Origin of the sequence: Cystobacter fuscus (assembly GCF_044360685.1) — a bacterium.
Lineage (GTDB): Bacteria > Myxococcota > Myxococcia > Myxococcales > Myxococcaceae > Cystobacter > Cystobacter fuscus_C.
The window spans coordinates 11,053,119-11,073,826 of record NZ_CP043491.1 but is presented as its reverse complement, the minus strand read 5'-3'; the positions used below and the strand labels follow the sequence as shown (position 1 = coordinate 11,073,826).

The 20,708-nt window shown below is 69.5% G+C and carries 15 protein-coding genes; 12 read left to right on the top strand and 3 right to left on the bottom strand.

The window, feature by feature from the left end; translation table 11 throughout:
* Window positions 1-3: 3 nt before the first annotated feature.
* The 3 genes from F0U63_RS45265 to F0U63_RS45255 are packed head-to-tail and all read left to right on the top strand — an operon-like array spanning window position 4 to window position 3,826.
* A complete protein-coding gene (locus tag F0U63_RS45265; protein ID WP_395841076.1) occupies window positions 4-2,058 on the top strand; it encodes a carbohydrate ABC transporter permease in 2,055 nt (684 codons plus the stop codon).
* Window positions 2,058-2,936, top strand: coding sequence for a sugar ABC transporter permease (locus tag F0U63_RS45260; protein WP_395841074.1), 879 nt, complete (start codon window positions 2,058-2,060; stop codon window positions 2,934-2,936). Before F0U63_RS45265 ends, F0U63_RS45260 begins: the two co-directional genes overlap by 1 nt.
* 47 nt (window positions 2,937-2,983) lie before the next feature.
* A complete protein-coding gene (locus tag F0U63_RS45255; RefSeq protein ID WP_395841072.1) occupies window positions 2,984-3,826 on the top strand; it encodes a glucodextranase DOMON-like domain-containing protein in 843 nt (280 codons plus the stop codon).
* Between the two features lie 59 nt (window positions 3,827-3,885).
* On the opposite strand, the gene F0U63_RS45250 is transcribed toward F0U63_RS45255, so the two are convergent.
* Entirely contained in the window at window positions 3,886-5,541 is a 1,656-nt protein-coding gene (locus F0U63_RS45250; protein ID WP_395841070.1) for an alpha-amylase family glycosyl hydrolase, read from the bottom strand.
* 206 nt (window positions 5,542-5,747) lie between these two features.
* Between F0U63_RS45250 and pulA the strand changes: the two genes are divergently transcribed.
* From pulA to F0U63_RS45225, 5 genes are all read left to right on the top strand, one after another.
* Entirely contained in the window at window positions 5,748-9,212 is a 3,465-nt protein-coding gene (gene pulA / locus F0U63_RS45245) for a pullulanase-type alpha-1,6-glucosidase (protein ID WP_395841068.1), read from the top strand.
* Between the two features lie 135 nt (window positions 9,213-9,347).
* Window positions 9,348-10,100: a nickel pincer cofactor biosynthesis protein LarB gene (gene larB, locus F0U63_RS45240; protein ID WP_395841066.1), complete on the top strand. Its 753-nt coding sequence runs from the start codon at window positions 9,348-9,350 to the stop codon at window positions 10,098-10,100.
* 12 nt (window positions 10,101-10,112) lie between these two features.
* Window positions 10,113-11,285 carry a nickel pincer cofactor biosynthesis protein LarC gene (gene larC, locus F0U63_RS45235; RefSeq protein ID WP_395841064.1) on the top strand — a complete coding sequence of 391 codons (1,173 nt, stop codon included), beginning with the start codon at window positions 10,113-10,115 and terminating at the stop codon, window positions 11,283-11,285.
* 47 nt (window positions 11,286-11,332) lie between these two features.
* Window positions 11,333-12,409, top strand: a complete 1,077-nt coding sequence (locus F0U63_RS45230) for a dipeptide epimerase (protein ID WP_395841062.1) — start codon at window positions 11,333-11,335, stop codon at window positions 12,407-12,409.
* A gap of 13 nt (window positions 12,410-12,422) precedes the next feature.
* Window positions 12,423-14,072, top strand: a complete 1,650-nt coding sequence (locus F0U63_RS45225; RefSeq protein WP_395841060.1) for an FAD-dependent monooxygenase — start codon at window positions 12,423-12,425, stop codon at window positions 14,070-14,072.
* A 1-nt stretch (window position 14,073) separates the two neighbouring features.
* Here the strand turns inward: F0U63_RS45225 and F0U63_RS45220 are convergent, their stop codons facing one another.
* Window positions 14,074-14,919, bottom strand: a complete 846-nt coding sequence (locus F0U63_RS45220) for a DMT family transporter (protein ID WP_395841058.1) — start codon at window positions 14,917-14,919, stop codon at window positions 14,074-14,076.
* A 128-nt stretch (window positions 14,920-15,047) separates the two neighbouring features.
* Between F0U63_RS45220 and F0U63_RS45215 the strand changes: the two genes are divergently transcribed.
* The 4 genes from F0U63_RS45215 (at window position 15,048) to F0U63_RS45200 (ending at window position 19,891) form a co-directional block, all read left to right on the top strand.
* The gene (locus tag F0U63_RS45215) at window positions 15,048-15,545 is read left to right on the top strand and encodes a transcriptional regulator (protein ID WP_395841056.1); all 498 of its coding nucleotides are present in this window, start codon (window positions 15,048-15,050) and stop codon (window positions 15,543-15,545) included.
* A gap of 84 nt (window positions 15,546-15,629) precedes the next feature.
* Window positions 15,630-16,505, top strand: coding sequence for a nucleotide exchange factor GrpE (gene grpE / locus F0U63_RS45210; protein WP_395841054.1), 876 nt, complete (start codon window positions 15,630-15,632; stop codon window positions 16,503-16,505).
* Window positions 16,506-16,511: 6 nt separating this feature from the next.
* Window positions 16,512-18,344 carry a molecular chaperone DnaK gene (dnaK, locus tag F0U63_RS45205; protein WP_395841052.1) on the top strand — a complete coding sequence of 611 codons (1,833 nt, stop codon included), beginning with the start codon at window positions 16,512-16,514 and terminating at the stop codon, window positions 18,342-18,344.
* A 53-nt stretch (window positions 18,345-18,397) separates the two neighbouring features.
* Window positions 18,398-19,891 carry a serine/threonine-protein kinase gene (locus tag F0U63_RS45200; protein WP_395841050.1) on the top strand — a complete coding sequence of 498 codons (1,494 nt, stop codon included), beginning with the start codon at window positions 18,398-18,400 and terminating at the stop codon, window positions 19,889-19,891.
* 3 nt (window positions 19,892-19,894) lie between these two features.
* Here F0U63_RS45200 and F0U63_RS45195 read toward each other — a convergent pair whose 3' ends face one another.
* Entirely contained in the window at window positions 19,895-20,599 is a 705-nt protein-coding gene (locus F0U63_RS45195; protein ID WP_395841048.1) for a hypothetical protein, read from the bottom strand.
* Window positions 20,600-20,708 lie beyond the last annotated feature (109 nt).

The window sequence follows — 20,708 nt, the reverse complement described above, 5'->3', positions numbered from 1 at the left end:
AGCGTGAGAAACGTGGTCCCCCAGCCTCCCAGCAGCGAACCTGGGAATCCCGCCGCCCTGCTCACCGACCAGAGCGGCCTCAATGGTGTTCCCGGTTCGGGCGAACCCTCCGGAGGAGCCCGTACGCTCCGCCGCGGGCGGGTGCTCGTGGGCCTGTTCCTCTCGCTCGGCGTGGCGCTGTTCATCGCCCAGGGCCTGTTGGCCAAGGCGCTGGACAGCGTGTCCACCGAGCGCGCGGATCGTCAGTCCTTCGTGTCCCTGCGCGCCCTGGAGGATCTCGTCCAGCGCGCCGGGGGCTCGGGCGACTCGGTGCGCGCCGTGGTGGACTCATGGAAGACGCAACTGCCCGCCGGCAGCGCGGTGCGGGTGGTGGCCTTCTCGGGCATCCGGCTGGAGGCGTCCACCTTCCCCGAGGACGTGGGGGAGCGCGTGGCGCCGCGCCGGCTGAGCCGCGAGGAGAAGCCCCTCTATGACCGCGGCCAGCGGCTGCGCGCCGCGGTGGAGACCAACCGCGAGGAGGGCGGGGCTCGCAAGCTGGAGGTGGAGGCCGAGGCGCTGCCTGGAGGCGGACGCCTGCTGAGCGCCCCGGTGGAAGTGGAGGGCTCGGTGGTGGGCATGGTGGAGCTGGCCACGGCGCCGCTCGCGGCCCCGCTGAAGCCCTCGCTGCCGACGCTGCTGTTGTGCTGGCTGTTGCCGCTGGCGCTGTGCGCCGTGGCGTCCTTCGTGGCGCGGCGCCAGGGCGTGCTCGTCGCCGTGTCGGTGGTGGCGCTCGTGTTGGGCCTGGGTGCCTATGGCTCCTATTCGCTGGGCACGCTGGGCGCCGAGGTGCGGGGCACGCAGACGCTCGTGGCCGAGCAGGTGCGCGCCATGTCCGAGCGGGCCCAGGCGGTGATGGCGGAGCGGCAGCTCGCCACCGAGCCCGTGCTGCGGCCCGGGGACTGGGACGCGGACGCGTACCGCCGTCCGCTGGGGCTGGTGAGCCCCGAGGGACAGGTGAACGAGTCGGTGGTGTCCGCGCGCATGGAGGAGCTGAGCTCGGGCGTGAGCCGCGCGATGACGGGCCTGGGCGTGGTGGCGCTCGTCGTGCTGCTCTTCATCGGCCTGGGCGGCGTGCACCGCACGGTGGCCACCGTGGTGGAGAACCGCACCGCCTACCTCTACATCGCTCCGGCGATGGTGGGCATGCTGGTGCTCGTCTTCTTCCCGTTCTTCTACGGCATCGCCCTGTCGTTCACCGACTCCACGCTCTACAACGCGGGCCAGCCGTTCATGAACCTGTGGGTCGGCCTGCGCAACTACGTGGAGATCCTCGGCGACTTCAACATCGTCAAGCGCGCGCAGGACGGCTCGCTCGTCTTCAACTACCTCAACTTCTACTACACGCTCTTCTTCACGGTGGTGTGGACCCTCACCAACGTGGTGCTCGGCGTGACGCTGGGCCTGGTGCTGGCGCTGGCGCTCAACGTGGACAAGCTGGCCCTGCGGCCCGTCTACCGCGTGCTGCTCATCCTGCCCTGGGCCATGCCCAACTACATCACCGCGCTCATCTGGAAGGGCATGTTCCACCAGCAGTTCGGCGTGGTGAACCACATCATCCGCATGTTCGGCGGCCAGGGGCTGTCCTGGTACGACACGCCCTTCACCTCGTTCCTCACGGTGCTCGCCACCAACGGCTGGTTGAGCTTCCCCTTCATGATGGTGGTGTCGCTCGGCGCGCTCCAGTCCATCCCCATGGAGCTGTACGAGGCGGCGCGCGTGGATGGCGCCAGCCGCTGGCAGCAGTTCACCGCCATCACCCTGCCGGCGCTCAAGCCCGCGCTCGTGCCCGCCGTCATCCTCTCGGTGGTGTGGACCTTCAACCAGTTCAACGTCATCTTCCTGGTGACGGAAGGTGAGCCGAGCCACTCGACGGAGATCCTCATCACCCAGGCGTACAAGTACGCCTTCCAGCTCTACCGCCACGGCTACGCGGCGGCCTACTCCACCATCATCTTCGGCATCCTGTTGCTCTACAGCATGGTGCAGAACCGGGTCTCGCGCGCCACGGAGGCCGCCTGATGTTCTCGCGTCGTGACGGACTTCCGCACTGGCCGCTGCACGTGCTGCTGGTGCTCTTCACCCTCTTCGCGCTCTATCCCATCCTCTGGGTCATCACGATCGCGTTCTCCGGGCGGCAGAGCCTCGCCATCACCACGCTGCCCGAGTCGCCCACCGCGCTCGAGCGCGTGCGCGCCATCATCCCGTGGCCCGAGACGTGGTCGGCCTCCAACTTCACCTCGGTGATGACCGAGCAGCCCTTCGGGCACTGGTTGTTCAACAGCGCCGTCATCTCGCTGGGCACCACCGTGGTGGGCGTGTTCCTCGCGTGCACGGCGGCGTACGCCTTCAGCCGCTTCAAGTTCGTGGGGCAGCGCACGGGCATGATGGCCTTCCTCGTGTCCCAGATGTTTCCGGGCACGCTCATGCTCATTCCGCTCTACATCATCCTGGTGCAGTGGCTGGGGCTGGGCAGCTCGCGCCTGGGCCTGATGATCGTCTACGCCACCACGTCCATTCCCTTCAGCGTGTGGATGCTCAAGGGCTACTTCGACACCATCCCCAAGGATCTGGAGGAGGCGGCGCTCATGGAGGGCGCCTCGGTGGGGAAGATCTTCTGGACCATCATCCTGCCGCTGGCCAAGCCCGCGGTGGCGGTGACGGCGCTCTTCTCGTTCATGACGGCGTGGAACGAGTTCATCCTCGCGGCCACCTTCATGGACCAGGAAGCCATGTACACGGCGCCCGTGGGCCTGCGCTTCTTCGTGGGTGGCTACTCGCAGCAGTGGGGCTACTTCGCCGCGGGTTCCATCATCGTGTCCATCCCCGTCGTCTTCCTGTTCCTCTTCCTGCAGAAGTACCTCGTGTCCGGGCTCACCGCCGGCAGCGTCAAGGGCTAGCCCGTCCGCCTTCCTCGCCTCTGCCTTACCCCAAGGAGAAGTGCCTGATGAAGACGTCCTCCCGACTCGCGTGGTTCTCGCTCACCGCGGCGCTGCTGGGCGCGCCCGCCCTGGCCGCCAACAAGGTCTCCTTCAAGGACCCTACTGGGGATGACAACGGCCCGGGCACCTACAAGTACCCGACCGACCCCGTCTACAAGCCCGGCTCGTTCGACCTGACCGACTTCTCCCTGGCGAAGAAGGGCGACAAGCTCGACGTGTCCCTGGGCTTCAACTCCACGCTGGAGGACGCCTGGAAGACGGGCAGTGGCTTCGCCGTGCAGCTGGCCTTCATCTTCATCGACACGGATGGCAAGCCGGGCAGCGGCTCCACCGAGTCTCTTCCCGGGCTCAACGTGAAGTTCGCCCCCGAGTTCGGCTGGGAGAAGGCCATCGTCATCTCGCCGGCGGGAGCCGAGCGCGTGAAGTCCGAGGTCGCCTCCAAGGCCGGCGCCGTCAAGGACAACGTCCTCGTCCCGGAGCGCGTCAAGGGCTCGGGCAAGAAGATCACCGCCACCGTCAACGCGCCGGGCCTGCAGGGTGACCCCTCGCAGTGGCGCTACCAGGTGCTCATCCAGTCCAACGAGGGCTTCCCCGCGGACAAGGACCTGATGACGCGCAAGGTGAATGAGTACGAGGGTCAGCACCGCTTCGGCGGTGGCAACGACGGCGAGTGCGATCCGCACGTCATGGACATGCTCGCGGGCGCGGGCAAGGGCGACGCCTCCGAGGTGAAGGCCCAGCACGACGCGCTCGCCTTCGAGTGTGGCGCGGAGGGCGCGGTGAAGAAGGAGGCCACCCTCCCCATGGTGGGCGGTGCGGCGGCGCCCACGGAGAAGGAGAAGAAGTAGTTCCCCGTGGCCTGAGTCGTGTCGGCGCCCGGGAAGAATCCGGGCCCGGCGCGTCCGCGCTACCGCAGGCGCCAGATGCCGGTGGCGCGGCCGGGCAGGGTGACGCTCCAGGCGGTGCCGCTGCGCGCGGGTGAGCCCACGGAGGCGTCCGTGAAGAGGGGCTCGAGCAACTCCGCCTCCAGCTCGAGCGGCCCCGTGGTCTGCGCGGTGTCGCCGAGGTTGTGCACGACGAGCACGCGCTCACCGCCGAGCGTTCGCAGGAAGGCGAGCGTGGGCGCTCGGCCCCGGGTGGAGGTGAGCAGGGTGAGGCCGCCGCGCTCGAGGGCCGGCGAGGCGTGGCGGGCTCGGATGAGCTCGCGGTAGCGCGAGAGCAGCGAGCCCGGGTTCTTCGTCTGCGTGGCCACGTTGGTGAGCTCGTGCCCCGGGGCGAACGCGAACCAGGGCGAGCCCGAGGTGAAGCCGCCCGCCGCGCTCGAGTCCCAGGGCATGGGCGTCCGCTTGTCCTCGTCCTTCGCCGTGGGGCCGTTGGCCATCCCCAGCTCCTCGCCGTAGTAGAGGAAGGGCGAGCCGGGCAGCGTGAGCATCACCGACGCCGCGGTCACCAGGGGCCCGGGCTTGCCGGCGAGCTGCGTGGCCACGCGGATGTTGTCGTGGTTGGTGAGGAAGGGCGTGTCCGCCACGCCCGCGGGGTAGTGGCTGCTCATCTCCAACAGCTTCTGGGCGATGCCGTTGCCGTCTCCACTCTGGGCCGCCTCGAGCAGCGCCTTGGCGAGCGGGAAGTTGAAGTTGAGCGGCAGCTCGTCCCCCTGGGGCAGCCGCTCCGTGGATCCGTAATAGGCCGCGATGAGGGGCGTGGTGGTCCAGTCCTCGCCCACGAGCACCGCGTCGGGCTTCACGCTCCGCACGTGCTCGGCGAACTCCTTCCAGAAGGCATGCGTCTCGGCGGTGTCGGCCTGGCCGGTGGTGCCGCCACCCGTCTCGATGAGGTGGCGCGCGGCGTCCAGGCGGAAGCCATCCACCCCCTTGGCCAGCCAGAAGGAGGCGATGCGCTTGACCTCTTCGCGCACCGCGGGCGTGCGCAGGTTGAGGTCCGGCATGCCGCTCCAGAAGACGCCGTAGTAGTAGGCGCCGTCGAGGGCGTGCCAGGTGGGGGCCGGGGACGGGGTATCGAACGGCTGCTTCCAGCCCAGGTCCCTGTCGCTCCACACGTACCAGTCGCGCCGGGCCGAGCCGGGCGAGGACGCGGAGTCGATGAACCACGGGTGCTGCGAGCTGCTGTGGTTGATGACCAGGTCCACGATGACGCGCATGCCCCGGCGGTGGGCCTCGGCGCACAGGCGCTCGAGGTCCTCGTTGGTGCCGTAGTCCGGGTTGATGCGCTCGTAGTCCGTCACGTCGTAGCCGTGGTAGCTCGGCGAGGCGAACACGGGCATGAGCCACAGCGCGTCCACGCCCAGGTCCGTCGTGGTGCGCGGGTCTCCGTCGTTGAGGTAGTCCAGCCGGGAGATGAGGCCGGGCAGGTCTCCCTTTCCGTCTCCGTTGGAGTCCTGGAAGCTGCGCACGAACAGCTCGTAGAAGACGGCGTGCTCGTACCAGGCGTCACTCGCGGGCGCGGCGAGCTCCACCCGGGCGGGCGGCGATTCGTTCGGGTTGGCCGGACCCGTGACGCAGGATGTCACGGCGAGGAGGGGCAACAGACGCGAGGCGCGGGGCATGGTGCGGCTGGCTTACCAGCGTCCTTCGCTCGCGGGCCAGTGCCTCAGGTGAAGGAGTGTGTTCCCTCTGCTATACGCTCGCGAGGCACCGCGGTGCTTCCGCGTCTTCGTGAGGCGGTCGCGCCGGGGTGCCTGCTCCCATTCTCCGACTGGTGTCCGGCCGTCCGTGTTCCGCGTGGCGGCTGGCTCACGCAAGAGGCGTACTCATGACCCCTGCATCTCCACCCCGCGGAAGAACCCGGGCGCGGACCCTGCTCTGTGCCCTGTCCCTGCTCTCGGCGGGAGCCGCCTCGGCGCAGCCCGCGAGCGTCACGCTCGTCGGCTCCACGCCGCTGTGCGCTCCGGATGACACGGCCTGCACCACGTCCCGTCTGGAGCAGGACACAACCGACCTCGTCTGGACGAAGTCGTTCTCGCTGCCGGCGGGCCCCACCACCTTCCGCGCGGCCGTGGACGAGGCGGGCACGGTGTCCACCTATGGGCAGAAGGGCGAGAAGGATGGGGCCGAGTACTCGCTGACGCCTGGCCAGCCGGAGAGCGTCAAGTTCTACTACGACCCGGGGAGCCACTGGGTCACCCACAACAAGTCCGTCATCGCCACCATCGCGGGCAGCTTCCAGGGCGAGCTGGGCTGCCCGATCATTTCCGGCTCTTCGCCGGAGGGGGATTGGCAGCCGGACTGTCTGCGCTCGTGGCTGAAGGACGTGGATGGAGATGGCACCTACACGTTCACGACGACGGCGATTCCCGCGGGCAGCTATGCGTGCAAGGTCGCCATCAACGAGAGCTGGGATGAGAACTACGGGGCCAATGGTGAGAGGAACGGCGGCGACATCGGCTTCTCCGTGCCCTCCTCGGGGATGCCCGTGGTCTTCACCTACAACCCGACGAGCCACATCTTGAACATCGAGGTCATCGGCGCGCCCAAGGGGGACATCGAGCGGGCCCGGGCCTACTGGGTGTCCGGAGAGCTGCTGGCCTGGAACGCCACGGGCACGGCCCAGCTTCCCGCGGGGGCCACCTTCCGGCTGCACCACGATCCCACGGGCGCGATGACGCTCGGAGCGACGGGCATCTCGGGGGGCAGCGTGTTGCCGCTGTCGATCGAGCCCGCGGGGCTGCCGCCGCACATCGCGGAGAAGTACCCGCATCTGAAGGGCCTGACGGTGCTGCGCATCGCCGACACGGACCTCATCCAGGTCAAGGACATCCTCAAGGGGCAGATGGCGCTGTCGCTCACGGACGACCAGGGCAACGTGGTGAATGCCACGGGCGTGCAACTGCCGCTCGCGCTGGACGCGCTGTATGCCAACGACGAGGCCCTGGGCGTCACCTGGTCGGGCAACACCCCCACCTTCAAGCTCTGGGCGCCCACGGCGCGTAACGTGGCGCTGCTGCTCTACAGCAACTCCAAGCCGGAATCGGTGGGCACGCGCGTGGCCATGTCGCTCGATGCCGCCACGGGCATCTGGAGCGCGAAGGTCGATGGGAGCTGGCGCAACAGGTTCTACCTCTACGAGGTGGAGGTGTATGTCCCCTCCCAGAAGCAGGTCGTGAAGAGCCTGGTCACCGATCCCTACTCGCTGGGCCTGTCCCTCAACAGCAAGCGCAGCCAGGTGGTGAACCTGGCGGATCCGGCGCTCGCGCCCCAGGGGTGGAACTCGCTCCAGAAGCCCGCGCTCGACGCGCCCGAGGACATCGTCCTCTACGAGCTGCACGTGCGCGACTTCAGCATCCGCGACCTGACGGTGCCCGAGCCGAGGCGCGGCACCTTCCTGGCCTTCACCGAGCTGGAGTCCAACGGCATGAAGCACCTGCGGGGCCTCGCACAGAAGGGCCTGACGCACGTGCACCTGCTGCCGGTGTTCGACATCGCCACCATCGAGGAGGACCGCTCCAAGCAGCAGGTGCCCGCGGGCAACCTCGCCGCCCTGCCGCCGGACTCCGAGGAGCAGCAGAAGGCGGTGGTGGCGGTGAAGGAGACGGACGGCTTCAACTGGGGCTACGATCCGTTCCACTACACCGTGCCCGAGGGCAGCTACGCGGTGAACCCGGATGGCAACTCGCGCATCGTCGAGTTCCGCCAGATGGTGAAGGCGCTGTCGGACAGCGGCCTGCGCGTGGTGATGGACGTGGTGTACAACCACGTCAACGGCTCGGGGCTGTCGGACACGTCGGTGCTCGACAAGGTGGTGCCCGGCTACTACCAGCGGCTCAACGCGGACGGCAACGTCGAGACGAGCACCTGCTGCCAGAACACCGCCTCCGAGCACGCCATGTTCGAGAAGCTCATGGTGGACTCGCTCGTCACCTGGGCGAAGTTCTACAAGGTGGATGGCTTCCGCTTCGACCTGATGGGCCACCACATGAAGTCCAACATGCTCAAGGTCCAGGAGCGGCTGCGCGCGCTCACCGTGGAGAAGGACGGTGTGGACGGCTCGAAGATCTACCTCTATGGCGAGGGCTGGGACTTCGGCGAGGTGCAGGGCAACAAGCGGGGCACCAACGCCACCCAGCTCAACATGACGGGCACGGGCATTGGCACCTTCAGTGATCGTCTGCGCGACGCGGCGCGCGGCGGAGGCCCGTTCAGCGGCCTGAAGGAGCAGGGCTTCATCAGCGGCCTCTGGTACGACCCCAACTCGGCCACCTCCGGATCGCCCGAGGAGCAGCGCCAGCGGCTGCTGCACCACATGGATCAGATCCGCGTGGGCCTGGCGGGCAACCTGCGCGACTACACGCTCGTGAACAAGGAGGGCAACACGGTGAAGGGCTCGGAGGTGGACTACAACGGCCAGCCCGCCGGCTACACGTCCGATCCCCAGGAGGTCATCACCTACGTCTCGGCGCACGACAACGAGACGCTGTTCGACGCCGTCCAGTTCAAGGCGCCCGCCTCGGCCGACCTGGACACCCGGGTGCGCATGCACAACATGGGCTTGAGCCTGGTGGCGCTCGGCCAGGGCATTCCCTTCTTCCACGCGGGCGACGAGCTGCTGCGCTCCAAGTCACTCGACCGCGACAGCTACAACTCGGGAGACTGGTTCAACGCGCTCGACTTCACCTACACGACGAACAACTGGGGCGTGGGCCTGCCCCCCGAGGAGAAGAACAAGGACAACTGGCCCGCCATGAAGGAGCTGCTGGGCAACCCGGCGCTCAAGGCCACGCCGGAGCACATCCGCCGCGCGCACGAGCACTTCGGCGAGCTGCTGAGCATCCGCAAGAGCGCGGCCCTGTTCCGCCAGCGCACCGCCCAGGACGTCCAGGAGCACGTGAGCTTCCTGAACACGGGCTCCTCGCAGGTGCCGGGCCTCATCGTCATGAAGCTCCAGGACGGCGCGGCCTCTGACGGGGTCACCGACGTGGTGGTGTTCTTCAACGCGAACGACGAGCAGCAGAGCTTCCAGATCCCCGAGTACGCCAACCGCGAGATGGTGCTGCACCCCGTGCAGCAGGGCTCGTCGGATCCGGTGGTGCGAGGCGCGTCGTTCCAGTCGGGCTCCTTCACCGTGCCGGGGCGCAGCACGGTGGTGTTCGTGAATCCGGGGCAGGTTCCCTCCGAGGGGTCGGACGGCTGTGGCGGCTGCGCGGGAACCGGCGGCGGGGCGATGGGTGGTCTGGCCCTGCTGGCGGGCGGCTTGCTGCGCAAGCGGCGCCGTGCGTCGTGATTCACGGGCCGTGATGACGCACCGTTGAGGGAAGAGCGGGGCCCCGGAGGGAAGTCCGGGGCCCTTTTTCATTCCCGCACAGCGCGAGCGCTTGCCGCGTGCGGCCCCGGGCGGAGTGGAGTAGAGGGAGCGGCCATGGATGAGAAGACGCTCACCCGATTGCTCGAGCAGGTGAAGGGCGGCAAGGTCTCCGTGGACGCCGCCGTGGGGCAACTCAAGGACCTCCCCTTCGCCGAGCTCGGCTATGCGACGCTGGACACCCACCGCAGCCTGCGCTTCGGCTTTCCCGAGGTGGTGCTGGGCGAGCCGAAGACGGTGGAGCAGTTGCTCGGCATCGTGGGCAAGTTGGTGGAACGCAAGCAGACGGTGCTGGTGACGCGGCTGCAGCCGGACAAGGCCGAGGCGCTCCTGGCCGCCCATCCCAAGGGCGAGTACCACGCGGTGGCGCGCATCTTCCACCTGAAGCAGGGCAAGGCCAAGGCGGGCCGGGTGGCGGTGGTGACGGCGGGGACGAGCGACATTCCCGTCGCCGAGGAGGCGGCGCTCACCGCCCAGGCGATGGGGGCCACGGTGACGCGCGTGTACGACGTGGGCGTGGCGGGCATCCACCGGCTCTTGCGGCGGCGCGAGGAGATTCAGTCCGCGCACGCGGCGGTGGTGGTGGCGGGCATGGAGGGGGCGCTGGCGAGCGCGGTGGGCGGGCTCGTGGGCATCCCCGTGGTGGCGGTGCCGACGTCGGTGGGGTACGGGGCCAACTTCGGCGGGGTGTCCGCGCTGCTGGCGATGGTGAACTCGTGCGCCTCGAACGTGGCGACGATGAACATCGACAACGGCTTCGGAGGCGGCTTCTACGCGGCGCTCATCTCGCGCACGCGCGGGCAGCGCTGAGGAAACACGGGCATGCGCAAGGTTCTCTATCTGGAGCCCGTGGGCGGCATCGCCGGGGACATGTTCCTGGCGGCGGGCATCGATCTGGGCGTGTCGCCAGAGGCGCTCACGCGGGCACTGAGTGGGCTCGGGGTGCCGGGCTGGAAGCTGGCGGTGAGCCGGGCGGTGCGGCACGCCATCAGCGGCACGCACCTGGACGTGGTGCTGGACGAGCGCGAGGCGCATCCCCACCGGGCCTATGCGGACATCCGCGCGCTCATCGAGGCGGCGCCCACGCTGCCGCCCCGGGCCAAGGAGCGGGCGCTGGCGGTGTTCCGTGCCATCGGCGAGGCGGAGGCGAAGGTGCACGGGGTGTCGCTCGACGCCATCCACTTCCACGAGGTGGGCGCGGTGGACTCCATCGTGGACATCTGCGGGGCGGCGGTGGTGCTGGAGCTGCTGGGAGACCCCGAGGTGTACGCGGCGCCGCCGCCCCTGGGCAGTGGCACCATCCGGGTGGCGCACGGCAACATGCCCATTCCGGTGCCGGCCACGCTGGAGCTGCTCCGGGAGCTGCCGGTGCGCTTCGAGGGCGTGGGAGAGCTGACGACGCCCACGGGAGCGGCGCTGCTCAAGGTGCTCACGCGCATCGCCCCGCCGCCGGCGGACTTCCGCATGGAGCGCATCGGCTACGGCGTGGGGACGAAGGACTTCCGCGACCGTCCCAATGTGTTGCGCGCCACCCTGGGCCGGGCCGAGAGCCAGACCGAGGGCCTCTGGGTGCTCGAGGCGAACCTGGATGACAGCACGCCGCAGTTGCTCGGCTACCTGCTGGAGCATGTGCTGACGCGGGGCGCGCTGGACGCCTGGGTGGTGCCCGCGACGATGAAGAAGGCGCGGCCGGGCCATGTGCTGAGCGTGCTGGTGGAGTCGAGCGTGAAGGAGGCCGTGGTGGACCTGCTGCTGCGCGAGTCCACGACGCTCGGGGTGCGCTCCTACTCCGTGGAGCGGCGGGCCTTGGAGCGCGACTGGGTGGAGGTCGAGACGCCCTGGGGTCCGGTGCGGGTGAAGCGCGGCCTGCGCGACGGCGTGGTGCTCAACGCCCACCCCGAGTTCGAGGACTGCCGCCGGGTGGCCGAGTCCGCTGGAGTTCCACTCAAACAGGTGATGGCGGCGGCGCTGGCGGCGCTCGGTTCCGGGCGCTGACTTCCGCCGCTCCGTTCTCTTCCCCTTCCTCACTTCCCCAAGAGCCCATGAACCCGACCCTCATCACCGAGCTGCGCTTCGAGCCCCTGAACCTTCCGCTCACCGAGCCCTTCGCCATCGCCACCGGGGCGCCGGAGCGGGCGGACAACGTGCTGGTGCGGCTGACCCTCGCGGACGGCACGGTGGGGCTGGGCGAGGCGGCGCCCTTCACGGCCGTCTCCGGCGAGACACAGGCCAGCACGCTCGAGGCCATGGCCTCCGTGCGTGACGCCCTCGTGGGCCGGGACGCGAGCGCCTGGAGGCCCATCGGCGCGTGGCTGGGGGAGGCGCTGCCCCGGGCTCCGTCGGCGCGCTGTGGCATCGAGCTGGCGCTGCTGGACGCGCTGGGCCGCCATCACCGCATGCCCCTGGCCACCTTCTTCGGAGGCGCGGGCCATGCGCTGGACATCGACATGACGGTGACGGCGGGGGACGAGGCGCACGCGGCCTCGTCGGCGCGGGCCATCGTCGCGCGGGGCATCCGCACCCTCAAGGTGAAGGTGGGCGCGCTGACTCCGGAGGAGGACGTGCGGCGCATGGTCATCATCCGCCGGGAGGCGCCCGGAACCCGGCTGTTCGCGGACGCCAACGGGGGCTACACGGTGGCGGGCGCGCGCGCCTTCCTGTCCGGCCTGGAGGCGGCGGGCGTGCCGCTGGCGCTCTTCGAGCAGCCCGTGCCGCGCGAGGACTGGGAGGGCCTGGCCGAGCTGACGCGCTCCTCGCGGGTGCCCATCTGCGCGGACGAGTCGGCGCGCACGGTGGCGGACGTGGTGCGCCTGGGCCGCGAGGGCGGCGCGCACGGGGTGAACCTCAAGCTGATGAAGAGCGGGGTGGTGGAGTCGCTGGCCATGTGGAACGTGGCGCGCGCCTTCGGCATGGAGCTGATGATGGGCGGCATGCTGGAGAGCACCCTGGCGATGAGCAGCGCGGTGCACTTCGCCGCGGGATTGGGCGGTTTCGATTACGCGGACCTGGACACCCACCTCTTCATTCGCGAGCATTCCTTCCGCGGGGGGTTGCGGATCGAGGGGGGACGGGTGGACGTCGGTCACGTCCAGGCCGGCCATGGTGTCGAGCTGGAGTGAGCGGGGGCGGTACATGCTGGACGCACTGGTGGTGGGCGCCGGGCCGACGGGCCTGACGATGGCATCGGAGCTGGCGCGGCATGGGCTGAGCTGTCGCGTGGTGGAACAACTCACGGCACCCTCGCCGCTCTCTCGCGCGCTGGCGGTGCAGGCCCGCACGCTGGAGATCTTCGAGGACCTGGGCATCGCGGAGCAGGCCCTCGCGCTCGGTCGTGAGGCCCTGGGCTTCAACGTGGTGGGGAAGGGCGGAATGCGCGCGCGCGTCTCCCTTCGCGGCTTCACCTGGCTGGAGACGCGCTACCCCTTCATCCTCATGCTCCCCCAGGACGCCACCGAGGCGCTGCTCACCGAGCACCTGGGCTCCTTCGGCCCGAAGGTGGAGCGGGGCGTGGCGCTGGAGCGCTTCGAGCAGGGGGCGGACGGGGTCGTGGCCACCTTGAAGCACGAAGAGGGCCGGACGGAGCGCGTGTCCGCGCGGTGGCTGCTGGGCTGTGACGGCGCGCGCAGCCGGGTGCGCAAGGGACTGGGCTTTCCCTTCGAGGGCTCGACGTATGAGGACTCGTGCGTGCTGGCGGACGTGCGCGTCGAGTGGCCCCTGGGAGAGGGGGAGCTGTGCATCATGCCGTCCGCCCACGGCGTGGTGGGGGCCTTCCCCATGCCGGGCGAGCAGCGCTACCGGCTGTTCTTCATCCGGCCGCACGAGGAGGCCGCGGACGCCGCCGACGACATGGCGCCCCTCACCCTGGAGGAGATGCAGGCGCTGGCGGATGAGATGGTGCCCGTGCCCACGCGCTTGAGCGAGCCGCGGTGGATGTCGCGCTACCGGCTGCACAGCCGGGGTGTGACGCGCTACCGCCAGGGCCACGTATTCCTCGCCGGCGACGCCGCGCACATCCACAGCCCCGTGGGTGGCCAGGGGATGAACACGGGCATCCAGGATGCCTATAACCTCGCCTGGAAGCTGGCGCTCGTCACCCGGGGCCGTGCGCCGGAGTCCCTGCTCGACACGTACGAGCTGGAGCGGCACCCCGTGGGACGCCATCTGCTGCGAGGCACGGATCGGGCCTTCTCCCTCATGGCACGAGGGGGGCTCGGCGCGCGGCTGTTCCGTGCCCACGTGGTGCCCCGGGTCGCCACCCGCCTGTTCAACATCGCCGCCGCGCAGCGCCGCGTGTCGCGCTTCATCTCCCAGCTCACCATCCGCTACCGCGAGAGTCCCCTGTCCTCCGAGCGCCTGTGGGGTGAGGAAGTGGAGGGCGTGAGCAGGCGGCAGGGTCCCGGACCCGGCGAGCGTGTCCCGGAGCTGCTCATTCGAGGCGAGGGCGTGGAGCGCCTGCACCAGGTGCTGCGCGGGCCCCAGCACACGCTGCTGCTGTTCACGGGCCTGAAGTTCGAGGCCCCGCGGCGTGGGGAGCTGGTCGCGCTCGCGGGCCGGCTTGAGCAGCAATACGGGCCCTGGCTGAAGGCGCGCGTGGTGGTGGCCGGAGAGGGCACGCCCTCCTCCCGGGTGCTGGCCGACGAGGACGGCGCGATGCATCGCCGCTTTGGCTCCGGGGCGGAGGGGTTCTACCTGGTGCGGCCCGACGGGTATGTGGGCCACCGCGAGTGGCCACTCGAGACCACGCGGCTGGAAGCGGAGCTCGCGCGCCGGCTGGGCCGGTAGCTCAGGTTTTTTCCCGCGCGGGGGGGCTGCTGCCCGAGGGCGCGGCGCTCAGCGTGCGCCACGCGGTGGCCAGGAGGATGATGGCGCCGCCCACGAGCGCCCAGGGGCCGGGCCGCTCACCCGCGAAGAGGAAGGTCCACACGGGGTTGAGCACCGGCTCGAGCAGGATGAGCAGCGAGGCCTCCAGCGCGGGCGTCTCGCGCAGCCCACGCTCGAAGAGCGCATAGGCGCACCCGAGCTGGAACACGCCGAGGAAGACGAGCATGCCGAGGTCCATCGCCGTGGGGCGGGGCCCCTCGAGGGCGGGCACGAGCGTGGCGAGGCCCGCGAGGACGTTGCCCCACACGAGCACGGAGGTGCCCTCGCCGCGGGTCGCGCGCAGCCCGAGGATGCACAGCGCGAAGGTGACGCCCGAGCCCAGGGCCACCATGTTGCCCCAGAACTGGCCGGGGTTGAGCTGGTCGAGGAAGAAGAGGCTCAGGCCGAGCAGGAACACGGGCACGGCCATCCACTCGCCGCGCGAGGGGTGCTCGCCGAGTACGAGGGGCGAGAGCAGCAGCACGTAGAGCGGCGCGGTGTCCTGCAGGAAGATGGCGTTGGCCGAGGTGGTGAGCTTGTTGGCCACGATGAACGTCACCACGGTGGCCGCGTAGGCGAGCGTGGCCAGGAGTCCACGCGCCGAAGGCCACTTGCGCCCCGCGGGGAGGGCGAGCGCGAGTGCCGCGGCGGCGATGAGCGAGCGGCCGGAGGCGAGCTGCCAGGCGGTCAGGCTGGACAGCTTCACGAGCACGCCCGCGGTGGACCAGAGCGCGGCGGCGGCGAGCAGGTAGAGGCGGGAGGGATGCATGGGCGGGACGCGGGTCCCTTAGCATGCCGCGACTGTCCGGTTCGTGGACGAGCCCGCAAGATTGCTTTGCGCATTGCGTAAGGGTGCAGTCAGATGGCCGCACTGGCTGTCCTGGGGAGGCAACGATCATGGCCGAGAAGTGGGACAAGCAGCTGATGGACTTCCTCAAGCGCACGGGCGATGACCTCAAGACCGAGGCTCAGCGGCTGTTCGTGGAGGTGCAGGACCCGAACAATCAAGCCAAGGTGAAGGAGGGTCTGCAGAACCTGCGCGTCTGGGCGATGGCGACGGGCAAGCAGGCCGCGGAGCACCTGGAGTCCGCCGTGCGCCGCGTGGAGGAGACCGTCGAGGGGGCCTTCGACAAACGTTCGTCTTCCGCCTCCCCCCCGCCTCCGGTGCCCCCCGCCTCACGCACCCCCTCGGCGCCTCCCCCGCCTGCCCCCACGCCTCCGGTGCCTCCCGAGGCCAAGGCGGCGGCCAAGGCGGGCGCGTCCAAGTCGATCGGCCGCAAGAAGCCCTCGGCCAAGACCGCTCCCGCCAAGACCGCCGCGAAGAAACCGGCGGCCAAGAAGGCGAGCTCTCCCAAGTCGATCGGCCGCAAGAAGCCCGCCCGTCCGGCTTCCTGAGGTCCACGAGCAGCCGTCGGAGCGGGGCGTGGGGCCCTGGCCGTGGGCGTTGGATCAACCCGCGCCCCATGCCATAGTGCGCGCGTGGCCGGCTCGAATCGTGATGAGAAGGGCAGCATCCAGGCGGATATCTCTCAGGACGTCATCGACGAGGCGCTCAAGAGCGTCGAGCGGCGTGCCCATCCTCCCGCGAGTGAGGATGGGGATGTTCCCGAGGGAGGCAGAACGCTGGAAGTGGATATCCCCGAGGGAATGACCCTGGAGGTGGACGTTCCTCCGTCCGTCCTCGGCGAGGGCGGCTCCGGCTCGGGCGCGCGCATGGCCGCCCTGAGCGATACGCGCCAGCGTCTGGAGACCGTCCAGCGCGAGCTGGAGGAGGCCCGCGCCCAGCTCGAGTTCAGCCAGACCAAGAGCCGCGAGACGATGGAGCGCCTCAAGGAGAGCCACGAGCGCGCCCTGCGCGCCACGGCCGACCTGGAGAACTACAAGAAGCGCGCGCAGAAGGAGAAGGAGGAGCTCCAGAAGTTCGGCCTCGAGCGCCTGCTCAAGGACTTCCTCCCGGTGCTCGACAACCTGGATCGCGCGCTGGAGGCGTCCCAGAAGTCCACCGACTTCGAGGCCTTCCGCACCGGCGTGGAGATGACGCGCAAGCTGCTCGACAACGCCTTTGGCAAGCAGGGCGTCAAGGGTTTCTCCGCCGTGGGCCAGCCCTTCGATCCCCGCCTGCACGAGGCCATGCAGCAGGTGGAGAGCGCCACCGTGCCTCCGGGGCACGTCGTCTACGAGGCCGTGCGCGGCTATCTGCTCAACGAGCGGCTCATGCGGCCCGCGCTGGTGGTGGTGGCGCGTGCTCCCGAGGGAGCGAAGCCCGAGCCGGCTTCCAGCACAACGCCGGGGAGTGCGCCCACGGGGGGGGCCACTTCCACGCAGCCCGGCAAAACACCCAGTGAGGGCCGATAGAACGCCATGGGCAAGGTCATTGGAATCGATCTGGGGACGACGAACTCGTGCGTGGCCGTGATGGAAGGCGGCGAGCCGGTGGTCATCCCCAACAGCGAGGGCAGCCGCACCACGCCGTCGATGGTGGGCTTCACCGAGTCGGGTGAGCGTCTGGTGGGGCAGATCGCCAAGCGGCAGGCCATCACCAATCCCGAGAACACCGTCTTCGCCGTCAAGCGGCTCATCGGCCGCAAGTTCGACTCGCCCGAGGCCAAGAAGGCCATCAGCGTGAGTCCCTTCCGCGTGGTGCCCAGCCCCAATGGGGACGCGTGGGTGGAGAGCCGCGGCAAGGGCTACAGCCCGCCGGAGATCAGCGCCATCGTGCTGATGAAGATGAAGCAGACGGCGGAGGACTACCTCGGCGAGCCCGTCACCGAGGCGGTCATCACCGTGCCCGCCTACTTCAACGACAGCCAGCGTCAGGCGACGAAGGACGCGGGCCGCATCGCCGGCCTCAACGTGCTGCGCATCATCAACGAGCCCACGGCCGCGGCGCTCGCCTATGGTCTGGACAAGGTGCGCGAGACGAACGCCGAGCGCATCGCGGTGTACGACCTGGGCGGCGGCACGTTCGATATCTCCATCCTGGAGCTCAACTCGGGCGTCTTCGAGGTCAAGAGCACCAACGGCGACACGTTCCTGGGCGGCGAGGACTTCGACCAGCGCCTCATCGACTTCCTGGCCAAGCGCTTCGCCGAGCAGAACAACGGGTTGGACCTGCGCAAGGACCGCATGGCGCTGCAGCGCCTGAAGGAGGCCTCCGAGCGCGCCAAGCACGAGCTGTCCAGCGCGACGGAGACCGAGGTCAACCTCCCCTTCATCACCGCGGACGCCACCGGTCCCAAGCACCTCACCGAGACGATCGAGCGCACCACCTTCGAGTCCCTGGTGTCGGACCTCGTGGAGCGTTCCATCGAGCCGTGCCGCATCGCGCTCAAGGACGCGGGCATTCCCGCGCAGCAGATCCACCAGGTGTTGCTGGTGGGCGGCATGACGCGCATGCCGGCGGTGCAGCAGAAGGTGAAGGAGTTTTTCGGCAAGGAGCCGCACAAGGGCATCAACCCGGACGAGGTCGTCGCCGTGGGCGCGGCCATCCAGGGCGGCGTGCTCAAGGGCGAGGTGAAGGACGTCCTCCTGCTGGACGTGACGCCGCTGTCCCTGGGCGTGGAGACGGCGGGCGGCGTCTTCACGAAGATCATCGACAAGAACACCACCATCCCCTGCAAGAAGGGCCAGGTGTTCTCCACGGCGGTGGACAACCAGCCGCTGGTGAGCGTGCACGTGCTGCAGGGCGAGCGCGAGATGGCGGTGGACAACAAGACGCTGGCGCGCTTCGAGCTGGTGGGCATTCCCCCGGCGCCCCGTGGCGTGCCGCAGATCGAGGTCTCCTTCGACATCGACGTCAACGGCATCGTGCACGTGAGCGCCAAGGACCTGGGCACCGGCAAGGTGCAGCAGGTGCGCGTGGTGGGCAACTCGGGCCTGACCGAGTCGGAGATCCAGTCGATGATCTCCGACGCCCAGGCCAACCAGTCCAACGACAAGCTGAAGAAGGAACTGGCCGAGCTGCGCAACAACGCCGACTCGCTCATCTACACCACGGAGAAGAGCCTCGAGGAGTACGGCAACGTGCTCCAGGAGAAGGACCGCACGGAAATCAAGGCCGACGTGGACCACCTCAAGGAGACGCTCAAGGGGTCGGACGCGGCGGCGGTGCGCGAGGCCTACCAGAAGCTGGAGACGAGTGCCTACCGCATCGCGGACGCCCTCTACGCCGACCAGTCCAAGGCGAGCTCCTGAGGTGACGTGGGGCCTCTTCCCGGGGCCCGCGTCTCCGGTGTTCAATACGCCTCGTGGAATTCCCTTCGCTTGAAGCCGAGGTCGCCTTCCTGCGCGGCCTGACCGCCGTGGTGCGGATAGCGGACGACATCCTCGAGGACTGCCTGGAGCGGGGGTTGAGCCTCGACGCGGCGGTGGATGTCTTCCTCACCCAGTGTGCCCGGTTGGTGCACGCCTCGGCGGGTTTCATCAGCCTCCGGGGCACCACGGGGCCGGTGCTCACCCGCGTCTCGGGCCGGCTGGGGGTGGACGTCTTCGAGGCCGCGGGCTGGAAGGGCTGCCGCCGCCTGTCCCCGGAGCGCGTGCTCTTCTGTGCTCCGCTGGCGCTCGGCCGCCTGGAGCTGGGCACGATGGGGCTGGTGGTGGACGGCCGCTTCGACGATGGCGGCGCGCTGGTGATGAAGCTGGTGGACGCCATCGCGGATCAGCTCGACAACGCGCTCCTGGCCTTCATCGCGCTGGCCGAGGGGCGCAACGTGTTGGAGCGCCTGGACGAGCTGGCTCCCGAGGACCCGCTGACGGGAACGCGCGGACGGATCGGCCGCTATGAGCTGGTGACGCCGCTGGGCTCGGGAGGCATGGCGCAGGTGCTGGTGGCGCGCACGCGGGGGCCGGAGGGGCTCGGCCGGCTGGTGGCGCTCAAGCGGATCCTCCCCCACCTGGCGTCGGATCCGGACATGGTGAAGCAGTTCCTGGACGAGGCGCGGATCGGCCTGCGGCTGTCCCACCCCAACCTCGTCACCTTCCACGACTTCGGTGAGTCGCAGGGGGCGTACTTCCTGGTGATGGAGCTGGTGCGCGGGGTGGACTTCGATCGGCTGCTGGCGGTCACCCGGCCCTCTCCGGCGGTGGTGGTGGCCATCGTGGTGCAGGCCCTCCACGGGTTGCACGCGGCCCACCGTGCGCGCGGCGAGGATGGGCACCCGATGCAACTGGTGCACCGGGACCTGTCCCCGCACAACCTGATGGTGGGCTTCGACGGGCGGGTGAAGGTGCTGGACTTCGGCGTGGCCAAGGCGCGCGCCCAGCGCACGGTGACGCTGCCGGGCATCGTCAAGGGCAAGCCGCTCTACATGTCTCCGGAACAGGCCCGGGGGCAGTCTCTGGACGCGCGCAGCGATCTCTTCGCCATGGGACTCATCCTCTACGAGGCCCTCACCGGCACGCGCGCCTTCGACCGGGGCGACGAGGTGGAGTCCATGCACGCCATCTGCCTGGACCGGTTGACCCGGCCCGAGGGCATGTCGCTCGGGCTGTGGGAGGTGCTGGACAAGGCCCTGGCCAAGAAGCCGGAGCAGCGCTTCGCGCATGCGCTCCAGATGGCCGAGGCCCTGCTGCGGGTGTGCCCCCCGGCGCGGGAGAGCGACGTGGGGCAGCTCATGGCCACGCACTTCCCCGAGCGCCTGCACGGCTTCGAGCGCCTGGAGCGCGTGCACCTCGGCTCGGGCAAGCAGTCCGGTCCACCGGCGGGAGCGCCCCCCACCGTGCGGGGGGACGCGAAGCGTTGAGGCTCAGTATCCGCGCTTCTTCGGATCCTGCTCGCCGCTGAGGTTCAACCGGCGCGCGGAGTTCAGGTCGGCGTCTCCCCGCATGTCCATCCGGCGCGTCTCCTCGTAGAGCTCGTCCTCGACGATGACGGTGGGCTCTTCCTCCGGGGTCGAGGCGCGCATCTCGGGCCGGGTGCCCTCGTGGCGCAGGGGCAGGCCGATTCCCGGCTCCTGCGGGAGGACCTTCGGCGTGGGCCGCTCGATGGCGCGGTCGCGGGCCCGGTCCTCTTCCGTCAGGAAGGGGCTGGCCTGGGCGCCTTCCGTGTTGCGCGCTCCGATGCCCTGGTTGCCCAGGTCCTCGGTCCGCAGGCCCTCGATGCGGCGGCTCATGGGGAGGGCCGCGTAGGCGTCCGGGTCGCTCCGGGCCATGTCCCGCTCCACCGCCGCGGTGCTGGCGGGGGCGCTTCCGACCCGGCCCGAGTCCAGGGGATCGATGTCGTGGAGCTCGCTGGTGGTGAATGGACGCAGGCTGTCCTTGCCGTGGACCAGGATGATCTCACCATCCAGGATGTCCCCGACTTCCGAGTAACGCACGGAATAGTCCTTGGGGAAGAAGAGCCCCTTCTCGATGTGGAATTCGCTCTCGCCCACGGCGTACACCCTGCCCAACCGGTGCCCGTCGACGCTGCGAACGGTCATGCCTTCCTTGATTCCCTCGCGTTGATACATGATCCGCCTCCTCGCGGTTGGCTCCAGGGAGAAGATGGAGATTCCCCCGAGGGAAGGGCACCTTTCCGCGGGGAGTCCGGGAGGAGGCGCCTGGTGGGCTGGCGGCTCT